Annotated in this window: 17 protein-coding genes; 16 read left to right on the top strand and 1 reads right to left on the bottom strand. The window is 57.9% G+C overall.

The genetic code is table 11. The features are described 5' to 3' along the window. Positions 1-611 precede the first annotated feature (611 nt). From AB1446_02585 to AB1446_02560, 6 genes are all read left to right on the top strand, one after another. Positions 612-1,418, top strand: coding sequence for a FadR/GntR family transcriptional regulator (locus AB1446_02585; protein ID MEW6545793.1), 807 nt, complete (start codon positions 612-614; stop codon positions 1,416-1,418). Beyond that, entirely contained in the window at positions 1,418-2,608 is a 1,191-nt protein-coding gene (locus AB1446_02580) for an ABC transporter substrate-binding protein (protein MEW6545792.1), read from the top strand. The genes AB1446_02585 and AB1446_02580 overlap by 1 nt, the downstream gene beginning before the upstream one ends. 228 nt (positions 2,609-2,836) lie before the next feature. After that, a complete protein-coding gene (locus tag AB1446_02575) occupies positions 2,837-3,694 on the top strand; it encodes a branched-chain amino acid ABC transporter permease (GenBank protein MEW6545791.1) in 858 nt (285 codons plus the stop codon). Between the two features lie 18 nt (positions 3,695-3,712). Next, positions 3,713-4,666 (top strand): branched-chain amino acid ABC transporter permease, encoded by a 954-nt coding sequence (locus AB1446_02570; protein MEW6545790.1) that lies wholly within the window; start codon positions 3,713-3,715, stop codon positions 4,664-4,666. Then, positions 4,650-5,396 carry an ABC transporter ATP-binding protein gene (locus AB1446_02565; protein ID MEW6545789.1) on the top strand — a complete coding sequence of 249 codons (747 nt, stop codon included), beginning with the start codon at positions 4,650-4,652 and terminating at the stop codon, positions 5,394-5,396. The genes AB1446_02570 and AB1446_02565 overlap by 17 nt, the downstream gene beginning before the upstream one ends. After that, positions 5,396-6,109, top strand: coding sequence for an ABC transporter ATP-binding protein (locus tag AB1446_02560; protein MEW6545788.1), 714 nt, complete (start codon positions 5,396-5,398; stop codon positions 6,107-6,109). Before AB1446_02565 ends, AB1446_02560 begins: the two co-directional genes overlap by 1 nt. 88 nt (positions 6,110-6,197) lie before the next feature. Here AB1446_02560 and AB1446_02555 read toward each other — a convergent pair whose 3' ends face one another. Next, positions 6,198-7,571, bottom strand: coding sequence for an ISNCY family transposase (locus AB1446_02555; protein ID MEW6545787.1), 1,374 nt, complete (start codon positions 7,569-7,571; stop codon positions 6,198-6,200). Positions 7,572-7,900: 329 nt separating this feature from the next. Here AB1446_02555 and AB1446_02550 point away from each other — a divergent pair, with 329 nt between their 5' ends. From AB1446_02550 to AB1446_02505, 10 genes are all read left to right on the top strand, one after another. Beyond that, positions 7,901-8,533 (top strand): methylenetetrahydrofolate reductase C-terminal domain-containing protein, encoded by a 633-nt coding sequence (locus tag AB1446_02550; protein ID MEW6545786.1) that lies wholly within the window; start codon positions 7,901-7,903, stop codon positions 8,531-8,533. Next, on the top strand, positions 8,530-9,396 hold the full coding sequence (locus tag AB1446_02545; protein ID MEW6545785.1) for a methylenetetrahydrofolate reductase: 867 nt from the start codon (positions 8,530-8,532) through the stop codon (positions 9,394-9,396). The genes AB1446_02550 and AB1446_02545 overlap by 4 nt, the downstream gene beginning before the upstream one ends. 18 nt (positions 9,397-9,414) lie before the next feature. Then, on the top strand, positions 9,415-10,635 hold the full coding sequence (locus AB1446_02540) for a DUF362 domain-containing protein (GenBank protein MEW6545784.1): 1,221 nt from the start codon (positions 9,415-9,417) through the stop codon (positions 10,633-10,635). Positions 10,636-10,754: 119 nt separating this feature from the next. Next, a complete protein-coding gene (locus tag AB1446_02535) occupies positions 10,755-11,177 on the top strand; it encodes a MaoC family dehydratase (protein MEW6545783.1) in 423 nt (140 codons plus the stop codon). 24 nt (positions 11,178-11,201) lie between these two features. Next, positions 11,202-12,731, top strand: a complete 1,530-nt coding sequence (locus AB1446_02530) for a CoA-transferase (GenBank protein MEW6545782.1) — start codon at positions 11,202-11,204, stop codon at positions 12,729-12,731. Between the two features lie 48 nt (positions 12,732-12,779). Further along, the gene (locus tag AB1446_02525; protein ID MEW6545781.1) at positions 12,780-13,862 is read left to right on the top strand and encodes an alcohol dehydrogenase catalytic domain-containing protein; all 1,083 of its coding nucleotides are present in this window, start codon (positions 12,780-12,782) and stop codon (positions 13,860-13,862) included. Between the two features lie 38 nt (positions 13,863-13,900). Continuing rightward, positions 13,901-15,835, top strand: a complete 1,935-nt coding sequence (locus AB1446_02520) for an FAD-dependent oxidoreductase (GenBank protein MEW6545780.1) — start codon at positions 13,901-13,903, stop codon at positions 15,833-15,835. A gap of 133 nt (positions 15,836-15,968) precedes the next feature. Beyond that, positions 15,969-17,204 carry a pyruvate carboxyltransferase gene (locus tag AB1446_02515; GenBank protein ID MEW6545779.1) on the top strand — a complete coding sequence of 412 codons (1,236 nt, stop codon included), beginning with the start codon at positions 15,969-15,971 and terminating at the stop codon, positions 17,202-17,204. Positions 17,205-17,340: 136 nt separating this feature from the next. After that, the gene (locus AB1446_02510) at positions 17,341-17,637 is read left to right on the top strand and encodes a hypothetical protein (GenBank protein ID MEW6545778.1); all 297 of its coding nucleotides are present in this window, start codon (positions 17,341-17,343) and stop codon (positions 17,635-17,637) included. A gap of 109 nt (positions 17,638-17,746) precedes the next feature. Next, positions 17,747-17,986 (top strand): 7-cyano-7-deazaguanine synthase, encoded by a 240-nt coding sequence (locus AB1446_02505; protein ID MEW6545777.1) that lies wholly within the window; start codon positions 17,747-17,749, stop codon positions 17,984-17,986. Positions 17,987-18,108 lie beyond the last annotated feature (122 nt).

Raw genomic sequence — 18,108 nt, 5'->3', positions numbered from 1 at the left:
CCCTTCATGGTGAGGGCAGACCTGCAGCGGATCCCGTTGAGACCCGGAATATCTCGGGAGGACTGGCTGGCTGACCGCGAGTGATCTGCTGATCGAGTTTCTGCAGAAAGGCGCAGGCGTTGCGCTGCCGTGGCCGTCGGACCCGCAGTCCGGTCGAGATATGCTTCTTGTGCGACGCATGACCTTGACGCACCAAGGCAGGTAGCGTTTCTCGGCGGAGCCCTGGCCGCCGCGAACTCCTCAGGCAACGTCTTTGGGGAAGACGAAAAGGAGTTGCTGAGGCGGCAGCTGGAAATGATCCAAGGAAACACTATGGTGATTGGCCGCTACCAGTTCAACGTTGCTAGCCCGCTTCATCGCATGATCTTTGCCCACCTGGGTCTACCCTTGCCGTAGCCATGGGGTTGAAACTCAGCTGTAGGAAAGACCCAAGCGCCCCAACGCACTCAGCCCTCAACACTTCCGCCACTTGCGACTAATCCCTGAGGACCTGTGGAGTGGTCCCGCCGCCGAGAAGGATTTGCGGAGTGCGCGTAGAATAAGGTATGGTGGTAAGGCCAGTTAAGTGGCATGCCCAGCTGGTCAGTTGGAACGCAAGGGTGTGGTATACGTTGACCCGTATTCCGTTCTCGCCCATCGAGCGGGACATCCTCGCGGTAAAAGTAGCCCGTCAGATTGTGTCCATGATATCTACCGGCCGTCTGAAGGCCGGTGACCGCCTGCCTCCTGAACGCGAGTTGGCTTCTGAATTGGGTGTTGGTCGGCCAGCGGTTCGCGAAGCTTTGAGGGCTCTGCAGATGATGAATATTCTTGAGGTACGTCATGGTGACGGTACATACGTGACTTCACTCCAGCCAGGATCCCTCATAGAGCCTTACCGCATGTTTCTGTCTCTCGGTGTCATGACTATCGAGCACTTATTTGAGGCTCGCAGGGTTCTGGAAGCAGCCGTGGCCGAGTTCGCTGCCCAACGCATCACGCAGGACGAGCTTGCGGCATTGCGTAAGTGCATTAGCCAAGCGGCGGAGGCTCTCGATGACCCGCGTCGCTTCCTTGAGGCAGACCTGCGCATACACTCCGTCATTGCTCAAGCGAGCCGCAACCCCGTGCTCATGGCTATCATGGAGAGCATAGGGAGTTTGCTGCGCGCCAGTAGAGAATTGACTGTCACGCTTCCTGGGGTGCGAGAACGGGCCTTGTCTGATCACAGGCTGATTGTCGATGCTTTAGAGGCTCGAGATGCAAAGCAGAGTTCGAAACTGATGGCTGCACACGTGGACGCCATCCGTGATGCCCTGACAAGTGCTCGTGTGGAGGTGCAGGGTCCATCCGAGGGAGGTGGGATTCCGATTTCGGGTAAAACCTGTGGAGAGGGGCGGAGGAGAAAGCGTGCGCAACCAAGGAGGGAGGAATCGTGATGCGCAGGTTAACGTGCGGGTGGATTGTCCTGCTCATAACTGCTGCCGTGTTCCTTGCTGGGTGCGGCGGCAAGCAAGGGAGTTCCCTGAGGGAGGTACCTGTAGGAGTAGTAATAGAACAGACGGGTCCTCAGGCTGTCTGGGGACTTCCGAGAGTGGAAGCGATGCAGGTAGCAGCATACCAGATAGAGAAGGCCGGAGGCTTCGACGTAAGCGGGACGAAATATAAGCTCAAGCTGCTCATATACGACAATCGTTCAAAACCAGACGAAAGCGTAGCATTCGTTAAACGTCTCCTCGATGTTGACAAGGTAAAGATACTGTTTGCTACGCAAACGACCCCGTGTACCTTGCCTGTGCTTGATCTCATCCGTGGGCGGCAGGTGTTACATTTTACGGCGGCAACGGCGCATCAAAAAATGTTGGGGCAGCCTGGTTACGAGTATTCGTTCAACTGCTACAATGCAGATTTCGGACCAAACGGTACAGCGAACAAGCTTGTTGACTATGTGCTCAGAAAAATTCCGGGCGTCAAGAAGGTGGCGTTTCTAGACCAGAACAACGCACTAGGGAAGATGCTCGTGCCCATATACTCAGAGGCTTGCCGCGCACGGGGTCTAGAGGTCGTGGCTGAAGAGTACTATCCCACCGGAACAACTGACTTCTATCCCCAGCTGAGCAAGATAGCCGCGCTCAAGCCGGATCTTTTGTTCATGGGTAACACCGACGAGGATGTCAGGCCCATGTTGAAGCAGGCTTTGGAACTGGGATTCCGGAACTTCGCGACGAACAGAATAACGCCCAAGGTTGCCCTTGAGCGGAAGGACGATATTGCCTCGGGACATTTCATCGGAGTAGAGGAAAAGAACTTCTTGGATCCGCAAACCCGTTCTCTCCCGGGCGTCCAGGAGTTCATTACAGATTATAAGCACCTGTTCGGTAGGGAGCCTGACTATGCCATGATTCCTCGGGCTGCGGCGGTATATGAACCGCTTTATGCCATCGTAGAGGCAATGAAGAAAACCGGAACAGTCGAGGACGTTCCCAAGTTGGCGGCCGCATTGCACGGAATGCGATACGAGGGGAAAATATGGACCATCTCGTTTGACGGTAAAGGACAAATCTTGGTCGACTACTTCATGTACGACGTACATGACGGTCAGATTGAGAGAGAGCACGTAACGCCGTAAGGGAGGAAAGTATTGGTGATCGGCGCAGCCTGTCCTGGCCGTGAGGGCACGCCTCCTTGTTGCGTCCCTTATCCTGAGCAGGGGGCGCGGCCTATGGACTCGGGATAGTATAGAGATCTTGTGGCACAGGTGGGGGGAGCAGGTGAAGGAGTAGTTTTAGGACGTTCGGTACCTGCTCTCCCCCCGGTAGGCGCGGGGAAGACTGATGACCGGTGGGGGTGCGAGGGCGTGGCCGCGTTGTTGCAAGCTGTACTGAATGGCTTAGCGCTGGGGTCTTTCTATGGGTTAGTGGGGATTGGGTTGGCAGTAACGTTTGGTCTCTGGGGCATCCTTAACCTCGCTCAGGGTGAATTCATGGTGCTTGGCGGCTATCTGGTCTGGATGCTGCTGGGAACGTTGCACCTCCCCTTGCCATTTGCTGCGCCCGTTGGGATAGTCTGCACAGGCTTGCTGATGGCCTTGGTTGCCCGCGGAACCTTTCATTTCACGCAGCGAGACCTTGTTAACGGGTTCATTATCTCGTCTGGCCTATCGCTCGTCATCCAGAATGGTTTGGAGTTGGCGGTGACAGGGGCGGCCCGAGAGATTCACGTGCCTTCGCTGGGCTCGTTGAGGGTATTTGGCGCTTCGATTCCGGTCCTCCGCTGTCTCTTTATCGGCCTATCGGTGGTCAGCTTGGCGGCGGCGTTGTGGATTCTGGGGCGCACCCGGATAGGACGCCAAATCCGTGCTGCGGCGTGCAACATAGACGGAGCTAAATTTGTAGGTGTCAATGCGGACAGAGTCGAGGCAGCGAGTTATGTTTTCAGTGGCATGTTGGCCGCATTGGCTGGAGTAGGGCTGGGTGTTCTATTTGTTCTGACTCCGTACCTGGGCGCACGATACGTGTTGAAGGGGTTTGCGGCGGTTCTTTTGGGTGGAGCTTACAGGGGCTTGGGTAATATTACCTCCACATTTGTTGCTGGCTTAGCAATAGGTCTTGTCGAGAGTGTGGGAACTGCACTGACGGCCGCTCAGTGGCAGGATTTGTTCGCCTACGCCCTCCTGTACGCAGGCCTCCTGGTGGCTTCAAAAGCCGGGCGCTAAGACGGAGGTGTAGTTTGAGTGAAGTCACAAACCCGGCTGTTGGTGATCGGAGTGTCCGTGTTACTCGGGTTCATCTTGCCTTTGGTAGCAAGCGAGTACACGCTGACCGTACTAAGCCTTGCCCTGATATACGCTATCATAGCCACAGGATACAACGTCCTATTTGGTTATGCCGGCCAGTTTTCGTTTGGGCACATGGCGTTTGCGGGCCTTGGGGCTTATACATGCAGCCTTTTGGTGACGAAAGGGGGGTGGCCGTACGTTTGGGCGTTGTTGGCAGGTATGACGACCGTGAGTTTCCTCGCAGCAGCGGTTGGTTACCCGGGCCTCGCGCTAAGGGGTCACTTCTTCGGCATCAGCACATTGGCGGTCGGGGAGAGCGTGGTTTTACTGCTTACTAACTTGGAAAGGTTGACAGGGGGGACCCAGGGTTTGCTGGTTCTTCAGCGGCCGAGAATACTGGGCTTTGAAATCAGCAGCCCCGAGGCATGGTACTATACCGTGCTCACGGTTTTCCTTTGCGTTACGCTCGTGGTCTGGATCGTAATCACAAAGACAACCTTGGGCAAGGCTTGGATCGCTGTCCGTGGGGATGAGGACTTGGCCGAGGCACTGGGTGTTCACAGCAAGGTGGCCAAGTTAACTGCATTTGTTGTAGGGAGTACTTTGGCGGCTCTCGGCGGGTGCTTGTACGCGCCATTTATGTCGTGCTTGACACCGGAGCAGTTCGGCGTAAGCGGCACCATAGAGGTCCTTATGATGGTTCTCATCGGAGGCAGAGGTACCGTTGTCGGTCCATTGTTAGGGTCGTTGTTGTTGACCTGGGTTCCTCAGGTCCTGCGCATGGGGCCGCAGTTGCGCCTTGTCACTTACGGTTTAATCCTGGTGGTGGTAATCCTTGTTATGCCGAGGGGCGTAATGGGCCTTGTCGAACGCCGTAGGGAGGGCACGAGCGTTGCTCGAGTTAGTTGAGCTGAGCAAGAACTTCGGTGGGGTGAATGCTCTCAATCGTGTGTCTATTCGCCTCGGTGAGGAGAGGATCACGGCCCTGATTGGGCCGAACGGGGCGGGAAAAACGACACTGATCAACGTTGTGACCGGGTTCCTTGAGCCTACGGCCGGGACGGTGCGTTGGAGGGGACAAGCCATATCCGGGTGGCCGCCCCATGCAGTGGCACGCCGGGGTATCGTTCGGACCTTCCAGATACCGCGTTTCTTGTCAGGGGTGTCTGTACGCGGGCATGTCGACATAGCGAACTCTCTGCTTGTGTCCTTTGGTGCGCAGGCGGGCGGTCGGCAAGCGAGTTGGTGGCGCGATCTAGCACTTGAGCTTCTTGAGAGCGCGGGGCTGGGGGCCGCTTTGAGGAGCTCGGCTGCAGTTGACCGGGTGGGCCTGGCGTACTGGCAGTTGAAGGTGCTCGAGGTGGCGACTGCTATCGCCCGGGGCCCGCAGCTTCTTTTCCTCGATGAGCCCGCGGGTGGCTTGTCGCCGAAAGAAGCATCAGAGCTTGGTAGAGTTGTAGAGCAAGTTGCCAAAGAGGGCGTGCGTGTGTGCATCGTGGAGCACCGAATCGGATTTGTGATGCAGCTGGCGGAGCGCGTTGTGGTTCTTGACCGGGGTCGGGTAATTGCAGACGGTACTCCTTCGGAGGTACAAAGCAACCCGGTCGTTATTGAGTGCTATCTGGGGGGCGAATGCTAGTGCTTGAGGTGCAAAACCTCACTGCTGGTTACGGGTCGGCAAGGGTCTTGCAAGAGGTTTCCCTCTCTGTGCGTGCCGGAGAGTATGTGGGGATCGTGGGGCCGAACGGGGCGGGCAAGAGCACGCTGTTGCGGTCGGTTTCGCGGCTCACAAGGATCTTGGGTGGGGTCATTCGGTACGAAGGTCGCGTGCTCAATAAGCTCAAGCCTTGGGATGTAGTAGGTCTTGGCATCTGCCATGTTCCAGAGGGCCGTATGATTTTCGCCGATATGACGGTAGGCGATAATCTCCTGGTTGCTCTGGATTCGCGAAAGTTCTCTCTTCGACAACGTCGTGAGCGGTTGGAATACGTAACTGGGCTGTTTCCGGTGTTGCGCGAGAGGTGGAGCACGAGGGCGGGGAGCCTCAGCGGTGGGCAGCAACAAATGCTTGCGGTGGCCCGCGGGCTTGTGACTGACCCCAGGGTTCTCCTCCTCGACGAACCGTCGCTGGGTTTGGCTCCCGTCGTGATACGAGAGATCATCGGAGCCCTCAGGGTTTTAAGGGGTACAGGAATGACCCTGTTGGTCGCAGACCAGAACGCGTCGCTGCTTTTGGGGATCGTAGATCGGGTTTATGTGATGGCTGAGGGGGGTGTCAAGTTGGAGGGTACACCGACCGAGTTGCGCTCGCAGGACGCAGTATGGAAGGCCTATCTTGGGGGTGGTAGCTAGTTCCCCCTGAAAAACGCCCCCCGCGGGGCGCCACCCAATCCCAACCTCCCTGGCGAGAGGAGGCTGTCTGCCCCTGAACCACCCTGTCTCACGTGAGAGCTGCCATCTTGCTCAGGTTGTGGGCCAGGATTGCCCAACCCACCCAGGTTTCCGCCCCCGCACGACCCCGGGACCTGCAGCGATCCAGCCCGAACTTCCGCTTCAGAAGGCTGATCCTGCCCTCGCACCCTGCCCGCCACCTCGCCAGGCGCCTGAACCATGCCTGTCGCTCAAACACCTTGCGGGCAGCACTCTTGTTGCCTCTGTAGGGGATGCACACGTGCTCGATCCCTCGCCCTTGAAGTTCCCTTTCCTGGCGCCGGTTGGAGAAGCCCCGGTCGGCGGCAAGTTCCTTGGGCGGCCTCCCGAACTGCCCCTCATGGCGCTTGACCGCAGCAGGCAGCAACTTCTCATCCGGTGGATTCCCCTGAGCGACTTCGTACCCCGAAACGATGCCGTTTTCCACTTCCTGCAATGCCACCTTGTAACCGAACTCGGTGGGCTCCTTGAGCCTGCCCCGCCTGATCGGCCTGGCATCCGGATCGAACACGCTGACCAGCCGATCGGCGATGTGGCGGTTGCCTGCCACGACCTGCTTTGCTTGAGCCACAGCCCGTCCCAAGAGGGCGACACCGCGCTCGAGCCGGTGCACCAGACGCTCTACCCCCACCGCGCATTGAACCCCGCCCCGGGACAGTTCAGCCTTGGCTTGCGAGAGAACCTTCCCAGCCTGGCGGGCCACCCGGCGCCCAATGACCACCATCTTGGCCGTGACCCGGTCCACCTCAGCACGGGCATCACCCGTCCTGCAGCGCAACACCTTCGCGATCTCAAGCAGCCTCTTCTTGGCCGCGCGCGTGGAGTTGCGGAATCTGACGGTTGCGGCCACTCCGGAAGCCTGGATCCTCTTGACCGCCCTGGTGACCAGCCTGATCCCGTCCGCGAGCAGGCCGGCGTCGGTTGGGTAGCGGATGTTGGCCTGCACGACGGTGGTATCCACCCTCAGTTTCCTGCCCCGAATCAGCTTCTCTTCCCGGCCCTTCTGGACGAGCAACTCGTTGAGTTCCCTGAGCGTCTCCGGCCCGCACCTCTTCACCAGCTTGATCAGGGTGGTGGGGTGAGGAGGCAACTGGTTCAGGGGGATGCGGCAGAACCGCCGCCACATGACGCTGTCGGAGATCTCGCGCACCAGGGTCTCGTATCCCAGGCCGTAGCGGAACTTGAGGTACATGAGGCGGAGGAAGGTGTCCAAGGGGATGGTGGGGCGGCCGATTCTCTTACTGAACCGCCGGCGGTAGGGAGCCAGAAAGCGGTCGTCGTCGAGGATCTTGTCCACCCTGCCAAGTTCGGGGCTGAGTTGGGTCAACTCCGGGGGCAGTGCCGCATCCCACAGGGTGATCTGGGGCTGGGTCTCGCGCAGCATCCGGGTGCCACCTCGCAGGAGGAACGCTTCGTCCTGTCGAACCAGGACATGGGGTTCCCCCTCTGGATGGGTGGTTTGCGTTGCCAACTCAACCATTCTATCCTGCAGGCGAGGATCCCTCCTTTTATGGGCCGGAAGCCTTACGGAATCACGGGTTTCTGCCATTCAGCACCCCAGACTTTTTCATGGGGAACTAGTTAGGCATCTCTGGGGGTTTGGTTGGCGAATCGGCCTTCAGGGGCCGATTAGGGACGGGCGAGAAGGGGGTTGTGCACTTGATCGTTACCGTGGCTAAGAAACCGGAAGTCCTCCGTGAGTTACTTACCGGTATGGAGCAAGTGTTCTTGGTCGGGTGTTCGGGGTGTGCTGAGGCATTTGGGAATGGTGGCACGGCTGGAATCCTCAGGATGAGGAAGTTATTGGGTGAGTGGGGTAAGGCAGTGGTGGGGGAATTGGTTGTCGATTTTGCTTGCGAGAAGAGCCTCACCGGGCTTTGGTTGTCGCGGAAAGCCGGTGACCTGGCCAGTGCGGAGTGCGTGCTTGTTGGCGCCTGTGGTGTAGGGGTTCAGAGTGTTTCGGCGCTTGTCTCGCACAAGGTCGTTATTGCATCGTGCGACACGGTGAGCCTTGGTGGGCGGGTTGGGCAGCCGTGGGGACCTGAGATGTGCAGGGAGTGCGGCGACTGCCAGGTTCACTTGACCTGTGGGGTTTGCCCAATCTCACGATGCGCCAAGGGCTTGCTCAATGGCCCCTGTGGGGGCTCTCGCGATGGAACTTGTGAGGTGTTCCCTGATCGTCGGTGCGCTTGGGTAGAAATTTGGGAGCGGATGCTCGCAAGTGGACGCTCGCTTGGTTTGGAGCGGACGTGCCGGATACGTGATCATCGCAAGTCTTTGCCACCAGATGACGTACGGGGTGCCCTGACCGAAATACTTGAGAGCGTGGTGGGATGGAAACGATGAGCAGCACTGTCATCGAGGCTATCGCGAAGCGCGGGTTCATTATCACGGTCGAGTTGACACCGCCCAAGGGAACGTCGGTTGACAGGTTCTTGGGCCGAGTTGAGTACCTCAAGGGTGTGGTGGACTTCGTAAATGTCACAGACCAGCAAGGCGCGAACATGGCCCTGAGCTCCTTGGCTGCTGCCCATCTGTTGCTGGATGCGGGCATCAAGCCGATTCTGCAGGTCACATGCCGGGACCGGAACCGGATCGCGTTGCAGTCCGACCTGCTGGGTGCGTATGTGCTTGGTGTTCGGAATGTCCTCTGTCTTACCGGTGATCACCCGGTAACGGGAGACCACCCTGCGTCGAGTGCCGTCTTTGACCTGGACTCGGTTTCCCTGCTGTGGACGGCGAAGCGGTTGGAAGGGAGGACGGACCTGGGCGGTCGGCCTTTGCGGGGGAGCCCGTCGTTTTGCTTGGGCGCCGCTTTTAACCCTCATTTGGCTCCGATCGAGCTACAGGTTGCGAAGGCGCGTGCAAAGGTCGCGGCAGGATGCCAATTCTTTCAGACGCAGCCTGTGTTCGACGTGCGTCAACTTGAGGCAGCTATCCGGAACATCGATGTTCCTGTAATTGCCGGGGTCGTTTTAATCAAGTCGGTAACCTTCCTCCAGAGCATGTTGAGCAGGCTTCCGGGGGTAAAAGTGCCCGGAGACTTGCTGGCGCGGTTTGAAGGAGGGGAGGACGCACAAAGAGCTGCTGTTTCCGTGGCTGCGCAGCTGATCAGGGATTTGCGCCAGGTATGCCAGGGGGCGCACATAATGGCGATGGGTTGGGAACATTTAGTTCCCCAGGTTATTGAGAGTGCCGGACTAGTCTGAGGGAGGGTGGATGGGACAGTGAATGCCACGAGTACGGTCGCCATAGTCCAGGATTCGTCTCCGCGGCGGGCGGTGCTGAAAGTTGTCGCGTTGCTCAGAGGAGCCGGGGTTTCTCTCGACGTACGGGGCAAGAAAGTGTTGGTCAAGCCGAATCTGGCTCTACCGGTACCTCCGAGCGTCAGACCTGAGACAACCGATCCCCTGGTGGTTGCAGCGGTGCTGGAATGGGTGAAGGAGGAGGGAGCTCAGGAAATTTGGGTCGGCGATGCACCTGCTTGGGGAGCCAGGGCCCGTGATGCCTTTCGCGTTACTGGGTTAGCCGAGGTGGTTCGAGACCTGGGAGTCCGTGCTGTGTACTTCGATGAGGAGCCTCGCGTGGAAGTGCCAGTCCCAGATGCTCATGTGTTCCCCTTCCTGAGCTTGCCGCGGGTGGTTGTAGAGGCAGACGTGGTGGTAAGCGTACCCAAAATGAAGACTAGCTTCATGCAGGAGGTAACCCTTGGGATAAAGAACTTGCTGGGCTGCATTCCGTTCGAGCAGCGAAAGCGCTTTCACAGGGAGATCGACTTAGGCTATGTACTTGCCGATATTGCGAGGGTAGTCCGACCGGGACTCACCATAATTGACGGCATGGTAGCCATGGAGGGCTACGGGCCACACGCAGGCACGCCGAAGAGGGTAAACCTCGTGATAGCCAGCGATGATGTTGTGGCCGCCGATGCGGTCGGGGCTGCCCTCATGGGCTATGACCCGCGTGCGTCAGTGGCAACGCAGGTGGCAGAAAAAGATGGTTTGGGCGTGGCCCACTTGGACCAGATACGCATCGTGGGTGAAGAGCTTTCGGCGGTCGCTTCGGTATTCAAACGGCCTGTGCTGGAGTTCGTGAATCCGAACCCGAACGTTAGAGTGCATGCCGGCGGGATTTGTCCTGGGTGCCGGCCGCGCATAAAGGTCGTTCCTCCTCGAGTGGAGGTGGACAAGACGTATGCGGTCATAATTGGCAGGGAGCCGATTCCCCTTGCGGGCGCACTTGATGCGGACGAGATATGGTTGGTGGGAAACTGCGGGTTGAGGGCAGGGATGGCATACCTTCTCAGGCGGCAGCTTAGTGATGCACCTGGTTCCAAGTTGGTAGGCCGAACGAAAATACATGTGGTTCCGGGTTGTCCGCCGCTTGACTGGTATGCGGAAGAGTCAGCATTCAAAGCGCTGAGAGCGAGCGGATGGATGACCGGATAGATATATGGACGAACATCGGGTGCACAGTATCGGGGTCCGTTCCATCATCACGATGCCGGACGTTGGTCCAGCACTGCGTATGGTGGGCACTAAAAGGCTGGCCGTAGGGGGGAAACACTGTGACTGATCCCAGGATGGATGTTCTTCCGATAGGTGAAACTGCGTCGTTTTCAAAGACGGTCGGAGAAGTGGACGTGTACTTGTTCGCAGGAATAAGCGGCGATTTTCACCCGAACCACATAAACGAGGAATACATGAAGGGTACGCGGTACGGGACTAGGATCGCACATGGGGCTTTGCTGGTGGCTTATGTTTCTTCTGCCACGAGGCTTCTCGCCGAAAGAATTCCGCCTCCCGGTTGTGTGTCTTTTCGGTACGATATTCGCTTTGTCGCACCCGTGCGGATTGGAGACACGGTCACAGCAACGGTCAAGGTCAGCAACAAGAACGAGGAGAAGCGCGAGATAGTTCTGGATGCTAGCGTCACGCGGCAGGATGGAGTGGTTGCCGCCGTGGGGCAGAGCTATTTGCGCCTCATATGATGCGCTTCGACGGAGGCGGTGGAGATGGGATGCAGGGCTAGGTTCGTCAGTGCGGAGGACGCGGTAGCCAAGATACGGGACGGGGATACTGTCGTCGTGGAAGGAGGAAGTGGCGGATTCGCGGATGCCGAACGGCTTGTGTTGGCTCTGGAGGAAAGGTACTTGCGGACAGGGTCCCCGAAAGATTTGACGATATACCATCCTAACGGTTTGGGTGACGGGATTGACCGTTCCATAAACCATTTAGCTCACAGGGGATTGGTGAAGAGGTTCATAGGCGGTCATTTTGGGCTGCTTCCCGCAGTCGCCAAGATGATCTTAGGCAATGAGGTGGAAGCATACAACTTCCCCCAGGGCGTGTTGGCTCAACTTCTGAGGGAAATCGCCCGCAGAGGGCCGGGGCTCGTTACCAAAGTTGGCCTGGGGACATTTGTGGATCCAAGGTTTGGGGGCGGAAAGCTCAACGACGTCACGAAGGATGACCTCGTCACTCTGATTTGCATCGAGGGAGAAGAGTATTTGTTCTACCGTGCTGTGCCCGTGCATGTTGCGCTCGTCCGGGGCAGCATGGCAGACGAGTACGGCAACATTTCTTATGAACATGAGTGTGCCACCTTTGAAGGGATATCGGCGTGCCAAGCTGCAAGGGCTTGCGGGGGGATAGTCATCGCACAAGTAAAAAGGGTCGTCAAGTGGGGGACACTCGACCCAAAGCTCGTCAAAATTCCTCGCACATTGGTGGACTACGTGGTGGTAGATGAGCAGCAGTGGCAAAGTTACCGATCGGAATTCGATGGAGCGCTTAGTGGACAGTTTAGGTTGGCGAGGGTTCAGGGTGCACTTCCCTCTGGTGATGTGAAAGCGGTGATCGCCAGGCGGGCAGTTCGCGAGCTCGCTCCCGGAATGGTCGCGAACGTGGGCTACGGGACGTCCGCCTTTGTGGTTCAAGCTGCCTTGGAGGCAGGCCTCTTTGAGGACGTGGTGTTTGTGATTGAACAGGGGATCGTTGGAGGCATGCCTTTGCCAGGGGTGTTATTTGGGTGCGCAGCAAATCCCGAAGCCATCATTGATCAACCTTACCAGTTTGACCTCTTTCATGGCGGAGGGCTAGACATTGCTTTCTTGAGTTTTGCAGAATGTGACGCTAAGGGCAACGTCAACGCCAGTAGGTTCGATGACCACCTTGCGGGTGCAGGGGGGTTCATTGATATATCCCAGCACGCACGCAAGGTGGTATTCTGCGGCACCTTTACGGCTGCTGGCTTGTCGGTCGGTATTAACGATGGGTCGCTGAAAATCTTGTCAGAGGGTCGGATCCGCAAGTTCGTACCGCAAGTGCAACAGGTTACTTTTTCTGGTGAACGTGCATTGAGGCAAGGCCAACAGGTTGTCGTGGTGACAGAGCGGGCTGTTCTCGAGCTGACTCCTGGTGGGTGGGTAGTGACTGAGGTGGCTCCGGGAGTGGACCTGGAGCAGGATGTGTTGCGTCGCATGGGGTTTCAATGTACCGTCCGGCGCCCGGTGAGGTGCATGAATTCGACACTGTTTCGGTAAGCGGCATCAGATGCTGCACCAAACGAAGTGCATCGGGGAGGGTTTTCGATGGGGCGTGGCGCGGCAGCAGTTTTGCCCGGACCAGGACGCGGATTGGAGATCCGTGAATACCCTTTGGCTCCCTGCGAACCGGGGGGTATGGTAATCAAAGTAGCTATGGCGGGTGTTTGCGGTACCGACTTACACATTCTTGAGGGCAAGCGGCCAGATTCCCGGTATCCGATGATTCCGGGCCATGAAATCGTAGGGTGGGTTGTGGAGGCTGATCCCCTCTGTCGTGATCCGTTCGGCGACTCTTTCGCACCCGGTGACCGGGTATTGGTGTTCCTAAGCGTTTTCTGCGGACACTGCCGAGCTTGCCTTAGAAAAGAGCCCAATCTTTGCGATAACCGTTTGATCTACGGTATTGCTCCGTTCGTGTGTTCGGAGCCGCCGCATTTTCGGGGCGGTTATGCCGAGTATTTGTACGTCTTGCCTGGTAGTACGGTGTTCCACATACCGAACGCAGTTACTTTTGAGGCCGCTGTAAGCGCTGGCTGTGCTGGCGGGACAGCCATGCATGCCCACAGGAAAGTTGCCCTCCTTCCTGGTGATCTGGTGGTTGTGCTGGGTGCGGGACCCGTAGGACTTTACTGCGCGGCCATAGCTCAGGAAAGAGGGGCGACGGTGGTGGTAGCTGACGTTGCGGAGGGGCGGCTTCGGGTGGCCAAACGGTTCTGTCGGTTTACGGTCGATGCTGCTTCCGTCACGCAGACTGTTAAAGACATGAGCGATGGTCATGGCGCCGATGTGGTCTTCTCCTGTACGGGAAACCCAAGGGCATTCCCGACTTGTTTGTTGCTGATTCGCCGCGGGGGGATCGTGGTAGAGGTGGGCTATGGTGCTGACGTGGGGGAGGTTAGCTTCAACCCGTATCGGATGCTGACTCATCGGGAGGCTCGGATATTCGGTTCTTGGTCCCTTGAGGCGTACGATGTCTGGCGTGTGCTTGAGTTTCTCGGTCAAGGGATCTATCCGTTTGCGGAACTAGTCACGAGAAAGGTGCCGTTAGTTCACGCTTCGGAGGCTCTGAGCGCTGCGCGTAGTGGGACAGAGGGCAAGGTGGTTATTGTTCCCACTGACAGCGAGTAGTAACAGTATGCGTATAGCGGGAGAGGAGCGTGCGGTCGATGTCAGTCTTGTTCAAGCCGTTTGAACACCCCAAGCTCGCCCTCAAGAATCGGATCGTCATGGCACCGATGGGCACGAATCTCGGTACCGGCGATGGAGCACCTACTGAGGCCACCCTGGCGTACTACGCAGAGCGTGCGGTGGGTGGCTGCGCACTGGTAATTGTTGAAGCAGCTTTCGTGGCCGATTCAGGCAGGCACCGGACACGCCAGTTGGGTGTGGAACATGACGGGAGAATCGAGGGCCTGTCTGCCGTTGCCGATGCTATCAAGGCTCGCGGGGCCAGGGCCGCAATTCAACTGAGTCACGCTGGGCGGCAGACCAGCAGCAGGATCACAGGCGTACCCACGGTTGGCCCCTCTTCGGTAGCTCTTGGCGAGTATGAGATACCGCGGGAGCTAAGAAGGCGGGAAATTCGGTTAATCGCGGAGCAGTTCGGGGCGGCGGCGGCTAGGGCGCGAAAGGCTGGGTTTGATGCTGTGGAAATCCACGGGGCTCACGGGTACCTGCTAGCGAGCTTCCTTTCCCCCTTTTTTAACAAGCGAGCCGACGAGTACGGTGGTACTCTGGAGAACCGGATGAGATTTCCTCTTGAAGTAGTGCGGGAGGTACGGCGGGCCGTTGGTTCCGAGTACCCAATAATATATCGCTTAAGTGCGGATGAATTTCTCCCAGGAGGGCTTTCGAGCACAGAGGCGTGCTACTTTGCCCGTGAGTTGGTTCGGGAAGGCGTGGACATCCTTCACGTAAGCGCGGGAGCAGGAAGCCGGGATTTCCCGGCGTCTATAGGTACTGCCATCGCACCGTACCTCTTGCCTAGGGGGCACTTGGTCGACCTAGCGGGGATGGTCAAGGCTGCTTCAGGTGCGCCCGTGATCGCTGTGGGGCGGCTGAACAGGCGGGAGATCGCCGAGAATGCACTACAGGATGGCAAGGCTGACCTTATTGCACTCGGCAGAGCCTTGATCGCAGAACCTGACTGGCCCAGCTTCGCAGCAGACGACTCCCAAAGACGAGGTAGGCCATGTCTTTCGTGCAATGAATGCCATGCAGCTTTGAGGTCGGAGCAAACCATCGGATGTACGGTGAATCCACGGGTTGGCCGGGAGCATCTGTACCCCAGGCCCCCGGCCCGTGCGGCTCAAGCCAAGAGGGTCCTGGTCATCGGCGGAGGGCCGGCGGGTTTAGAATGCGCGAGGGTTGCCGCCGAACGGGGGCATACGGTCACATTGTTGGAGAGGTCACATCAACTAGGGGGGCAGTTGTTGTTGGCCAAGGTCCCCCCCGGCAAACAGGACATTGCGCAATACCTTGAGTATCTTGTGTGTTCGGTTACCGCGGCGGGGGTACGCATCGTACTCGGGGTTGAGGCAACCGCTGAGATCGTGCGGGAGCATTCGCCCGATGTCCTTGTCGTGGCAACCGGCGCCGAGCCATTGATTCCGCCAATTCCCGGAGTCGAGTCCGGTACCACGTGCACCGCTTGGGAGGTGCTCGGCGGTAAGCTCACGGGTCATAAAGTGATTGTTGTGGGGGGAGGGTACGTCGGCCTTGAGACAGCCCATTACCTTGCCATGCGTGGTAAGGAGGTGATGGTCATAGAAATGCTGCCCGAGGTGGGTCGGGACGTGGAAGCATTCACGCGAGCTCATCTTCTGCGCGAGCTTAAGGAGAGGGGGGTTTCGGTGGTCGTAGGTCAGCAAGTTGTGTCGGTTGGAACCGGCTTCGTCGAGACTCGAACCGCGGCCGGTCTTCAACGGTATGCGGGGGATACAGTTGTTTTAGCGACTGGGTCTCGTTCGCGCCGGCTTGCCCTTACGGACGAGGGTGCAGTTGGTCGGGTGGGCTCCGTATTTGTAATCGGCGATGCTCGCGAGCCGAGGAAGATAAAGGATGCAGTGCGGGAGGGATTCGAGGTTGGGCATGAGATATGAGCGGCGTCTCAAAGCACGGGTTTTAGTTCGCCCTTCTCATGGTTGCGGACATCTGTAGTGCGTGCCGTTGGGGCAGGAGAGTCTGTTTTGTGGAGCAACTGACTTACTCGAGGATAAAGGGAGGAAAGCTGAGATGCAGGCTCCGTGGAAGACCGACCACTGGTTTGTAAGCCCCTGGAACTATGAACCTGAGGCAGTGGGGGGCGCATCGTTCTCTGAAAAGATCCTTATCCACGATGTAACCCTCCGGGACGGCGAGCAGCAAGCAGGTGTAGTCTTCACAAAGGATGAAAAGGTGCGGATAGCCGAAAAGCTCGCGGAAGCGGGGGTGCATCGCATCGAAGCCGGAATGCCGGCCGTGTCAAGGGAGGATGCGGAAGCAGTAGCGGAAATAACAAAGCGAATCGGGACGAGGTGTAAAGTGTTTGCATTCTGTCGTTGCATGAAGGAAGACGTGGACAAGGCAGTAGATTGTGGCGTTTCGGGAGTAGTGGTGGAGATTCCCGCCAGCGAGCATATCATCCGCAATGCCTATAAATGGCCGTTGAACAAGGCTATCGACCTTGCCGTGGAGGCAACTTCGTACGCCAAGGAATGTGGTTTGTACGTCGTTTTCTTCCCGATCGACGGTACGCGGGCCGAACTGAACTGGTTTTTGGAGTTGATTAACCAGGTCGCTACTCATGGGCATATGGACGCGCTTGGCTTGGTCGACACCTTCGGAGTACTTTCACCTCACGCCGTTCCATATTTCGTAAGGAGTGTGAGAAGACGGGTCGACAAACCCCTCGAGGCTCATTTCCATAACGACTTCGGACTTGCGACGGCAAACACGGTTCTTGCGCTCGCGAATGGGGTAGAGGTGGCTCACACCACAGTGAGTGGGTTGGGGGAGCGGGCCGGTAATGCCCCGTTCGAGGAGGTCGTGTTGACGCTGTTGACAATGTATGGCGTCAATGTTGGTGTTGATTTCCGCAAGGTATACGAGTTGTCTAGGCTCGTTAGGGAAACGTCGGGCCAATCTTTCCCTTCGAATCGTCCAATAGTCGGAGACATGCTTTACTCCATCGAATCAGGGATTATCTCCACTTGGTACCGGAACTGCGGCCAGGAGTTGCCTCTTGAGTTGCTGCCGTTCCACTGGGACCTCGTTGGGCACAAAGCACCCTCCGTTGTTCTTGGGAAGAACAGCGGAATCGACTCGGTTCGCCTTTGGGTTGAGAGAATGGGTATGTCGCACTTGAGCGAAGACAAGTTGCAGGAGCTTTTGCTGGCGGTCAAGAACGCGTCGATTAGGTTGCATCGGGTTCTCACGGAGGAGGAGTTTGAATCGCTAGTCAAAGAGATCACCAGTATCGTCGCTGGTTAGAAGACCGTCATTGTAGCCCGGAGTTTGCTGCTGGCGTTCGACGAGCAGTCCTCTACCCTGTGTCCGCTGGTTGGTCCGATGCAGGACCTAAGTCCCCAAAAGGGGCGTATAGCCGAGCCGTTCCGGGGGGATTTGCGTGAACATGAGCTACTGGGTCCGTAGACTCGGAAGAGAACTTGATCAGCTAAGCCCGGTATTTGAGCTAGCTGTTGAAGGCGTCGAGTTCCGGGTCATCGAAGCGGCAAAGGGTGGTTGTGTGACTGCAACGGTTCGGGACTCCGGCGGAACGGGCGTTGTGGTGTCCGTCCCATTTGAAGATTTTGCCGGTGTCTCCATCGAAGGTGCAGCGTGCTTTATGCTCGGGATGGCCGTGGGCATGATCAGGCAGAGACTCGGAAGTGCAAGACCAATCGGCTCAGGCTGCCAAGAATGACAGCGGTTGGCTTGCTTCCTGACACCGATCAGATGTTACCACATGCCATGTCTGGTCCTTGGTGTGGCAGGTCTGACAGCAAGTCGATCGCTGTAATGCGGTTAAACCAATGTCGACGGAAAGGCGTAGGCGTCTCAGGGAGATTCTCGGTCGTTTACCGGGTGCTGTTCTGGCGTTTTCGGGCGGGGTGGACAGCACGTTTCTCCTGTACGAGGCCAGGGAGGTGCTGGGGGAGCGGGTGCTGGCGGTCACTGCCAGTTCCCCCATCCACCCCCAGGAGGAAGTAGAACGGGCCCGGCGGCTGGCCGGGGCGATGGGGGTGGCGCACCTGGTGCTGGCCACTTCGTAAGCGTCAAACTGTACCCACCTGGTGTGCTGCTCGGCGCTGAAGGATAATCTCCCCGAAGTTCATCAATTCGGGGAGGGTCCGTGATGGCGAGTGGTGCGCGGCAGAAACTGCGGCGAGAATGG

This window comes from Bacillota bacterium (assembly GCA_040757085.1).
Lineage (GTDB): Bacteria > Bacillota > Sulfobacillia > JACIYH01 > JACIYH01 > JACIYH01.
This window is presented reverse-complemented; position numbering and strand designations above follow the sequence as displayed.

Coding starts and splice junctions, on each gene's coding strand:
- AB1446_02515 (MEW6545779.1), top strand. CDS start 15,969: ATGCAGGCTCCGTGGAAGACCGACCACTGGTTTGTAAGCCCCTGGAAC.
- AB1446_02550 (MEW6545786.1), top strand. CDS start 7,901: ATGGAGCAAGTGTTCTTGGTCGGGTGTTCGGGGTGTGCTGAGGCATTT.
- AB1446_02555 (MEW6545787.1), bottom strand. CDS start 7,571: ATGCTGCGCGAGACCCAGCCCCAGATCACCCTGTGGGATGCGGCACTG.
- AB1446_02580 (MEW6545792.1), top strand. CDS start 1,418: ATGCGCAGGTTAACGTGCGGGTGGATTGTCCTGCTCATAACTGCTGCC.
- AB1446_02545 (MEW6545785.1), top strand. CDS start 8,530: ATGAGCAGCACTGTCATCGAGGCTATCGCGAAGCGCGGGTTCATTATC.
- AB1446_02505 (MEW6545777.1), top strand. CDS start 17,747: ATGTCGACGGAAAGGCGTAGGCGTCTCAGGGAGATTCTCGGTCGTTTA.
- AB1446_02530 (MEW6545782.1), top strand. CDS start 11,202: ATGGGATGCAGGGCTAGGTTCGTCAGTGCGGAGGACGCGGTAGCCAAG.
- AB1446_02525 (MEW6545781.1), top strand. CDS start 12,780: ATGGGGCGTGGCGCGGCAGCAGTTTTGCCCGGACCAGGACGCGGATTG.
- AB1446_02520 (MEW6545780.1), top strand. CDS start 13,901: ATGTCAGTCTTGTTCAAGCCGTTTGAACACCCCAAGCTCGCCCTCAAG.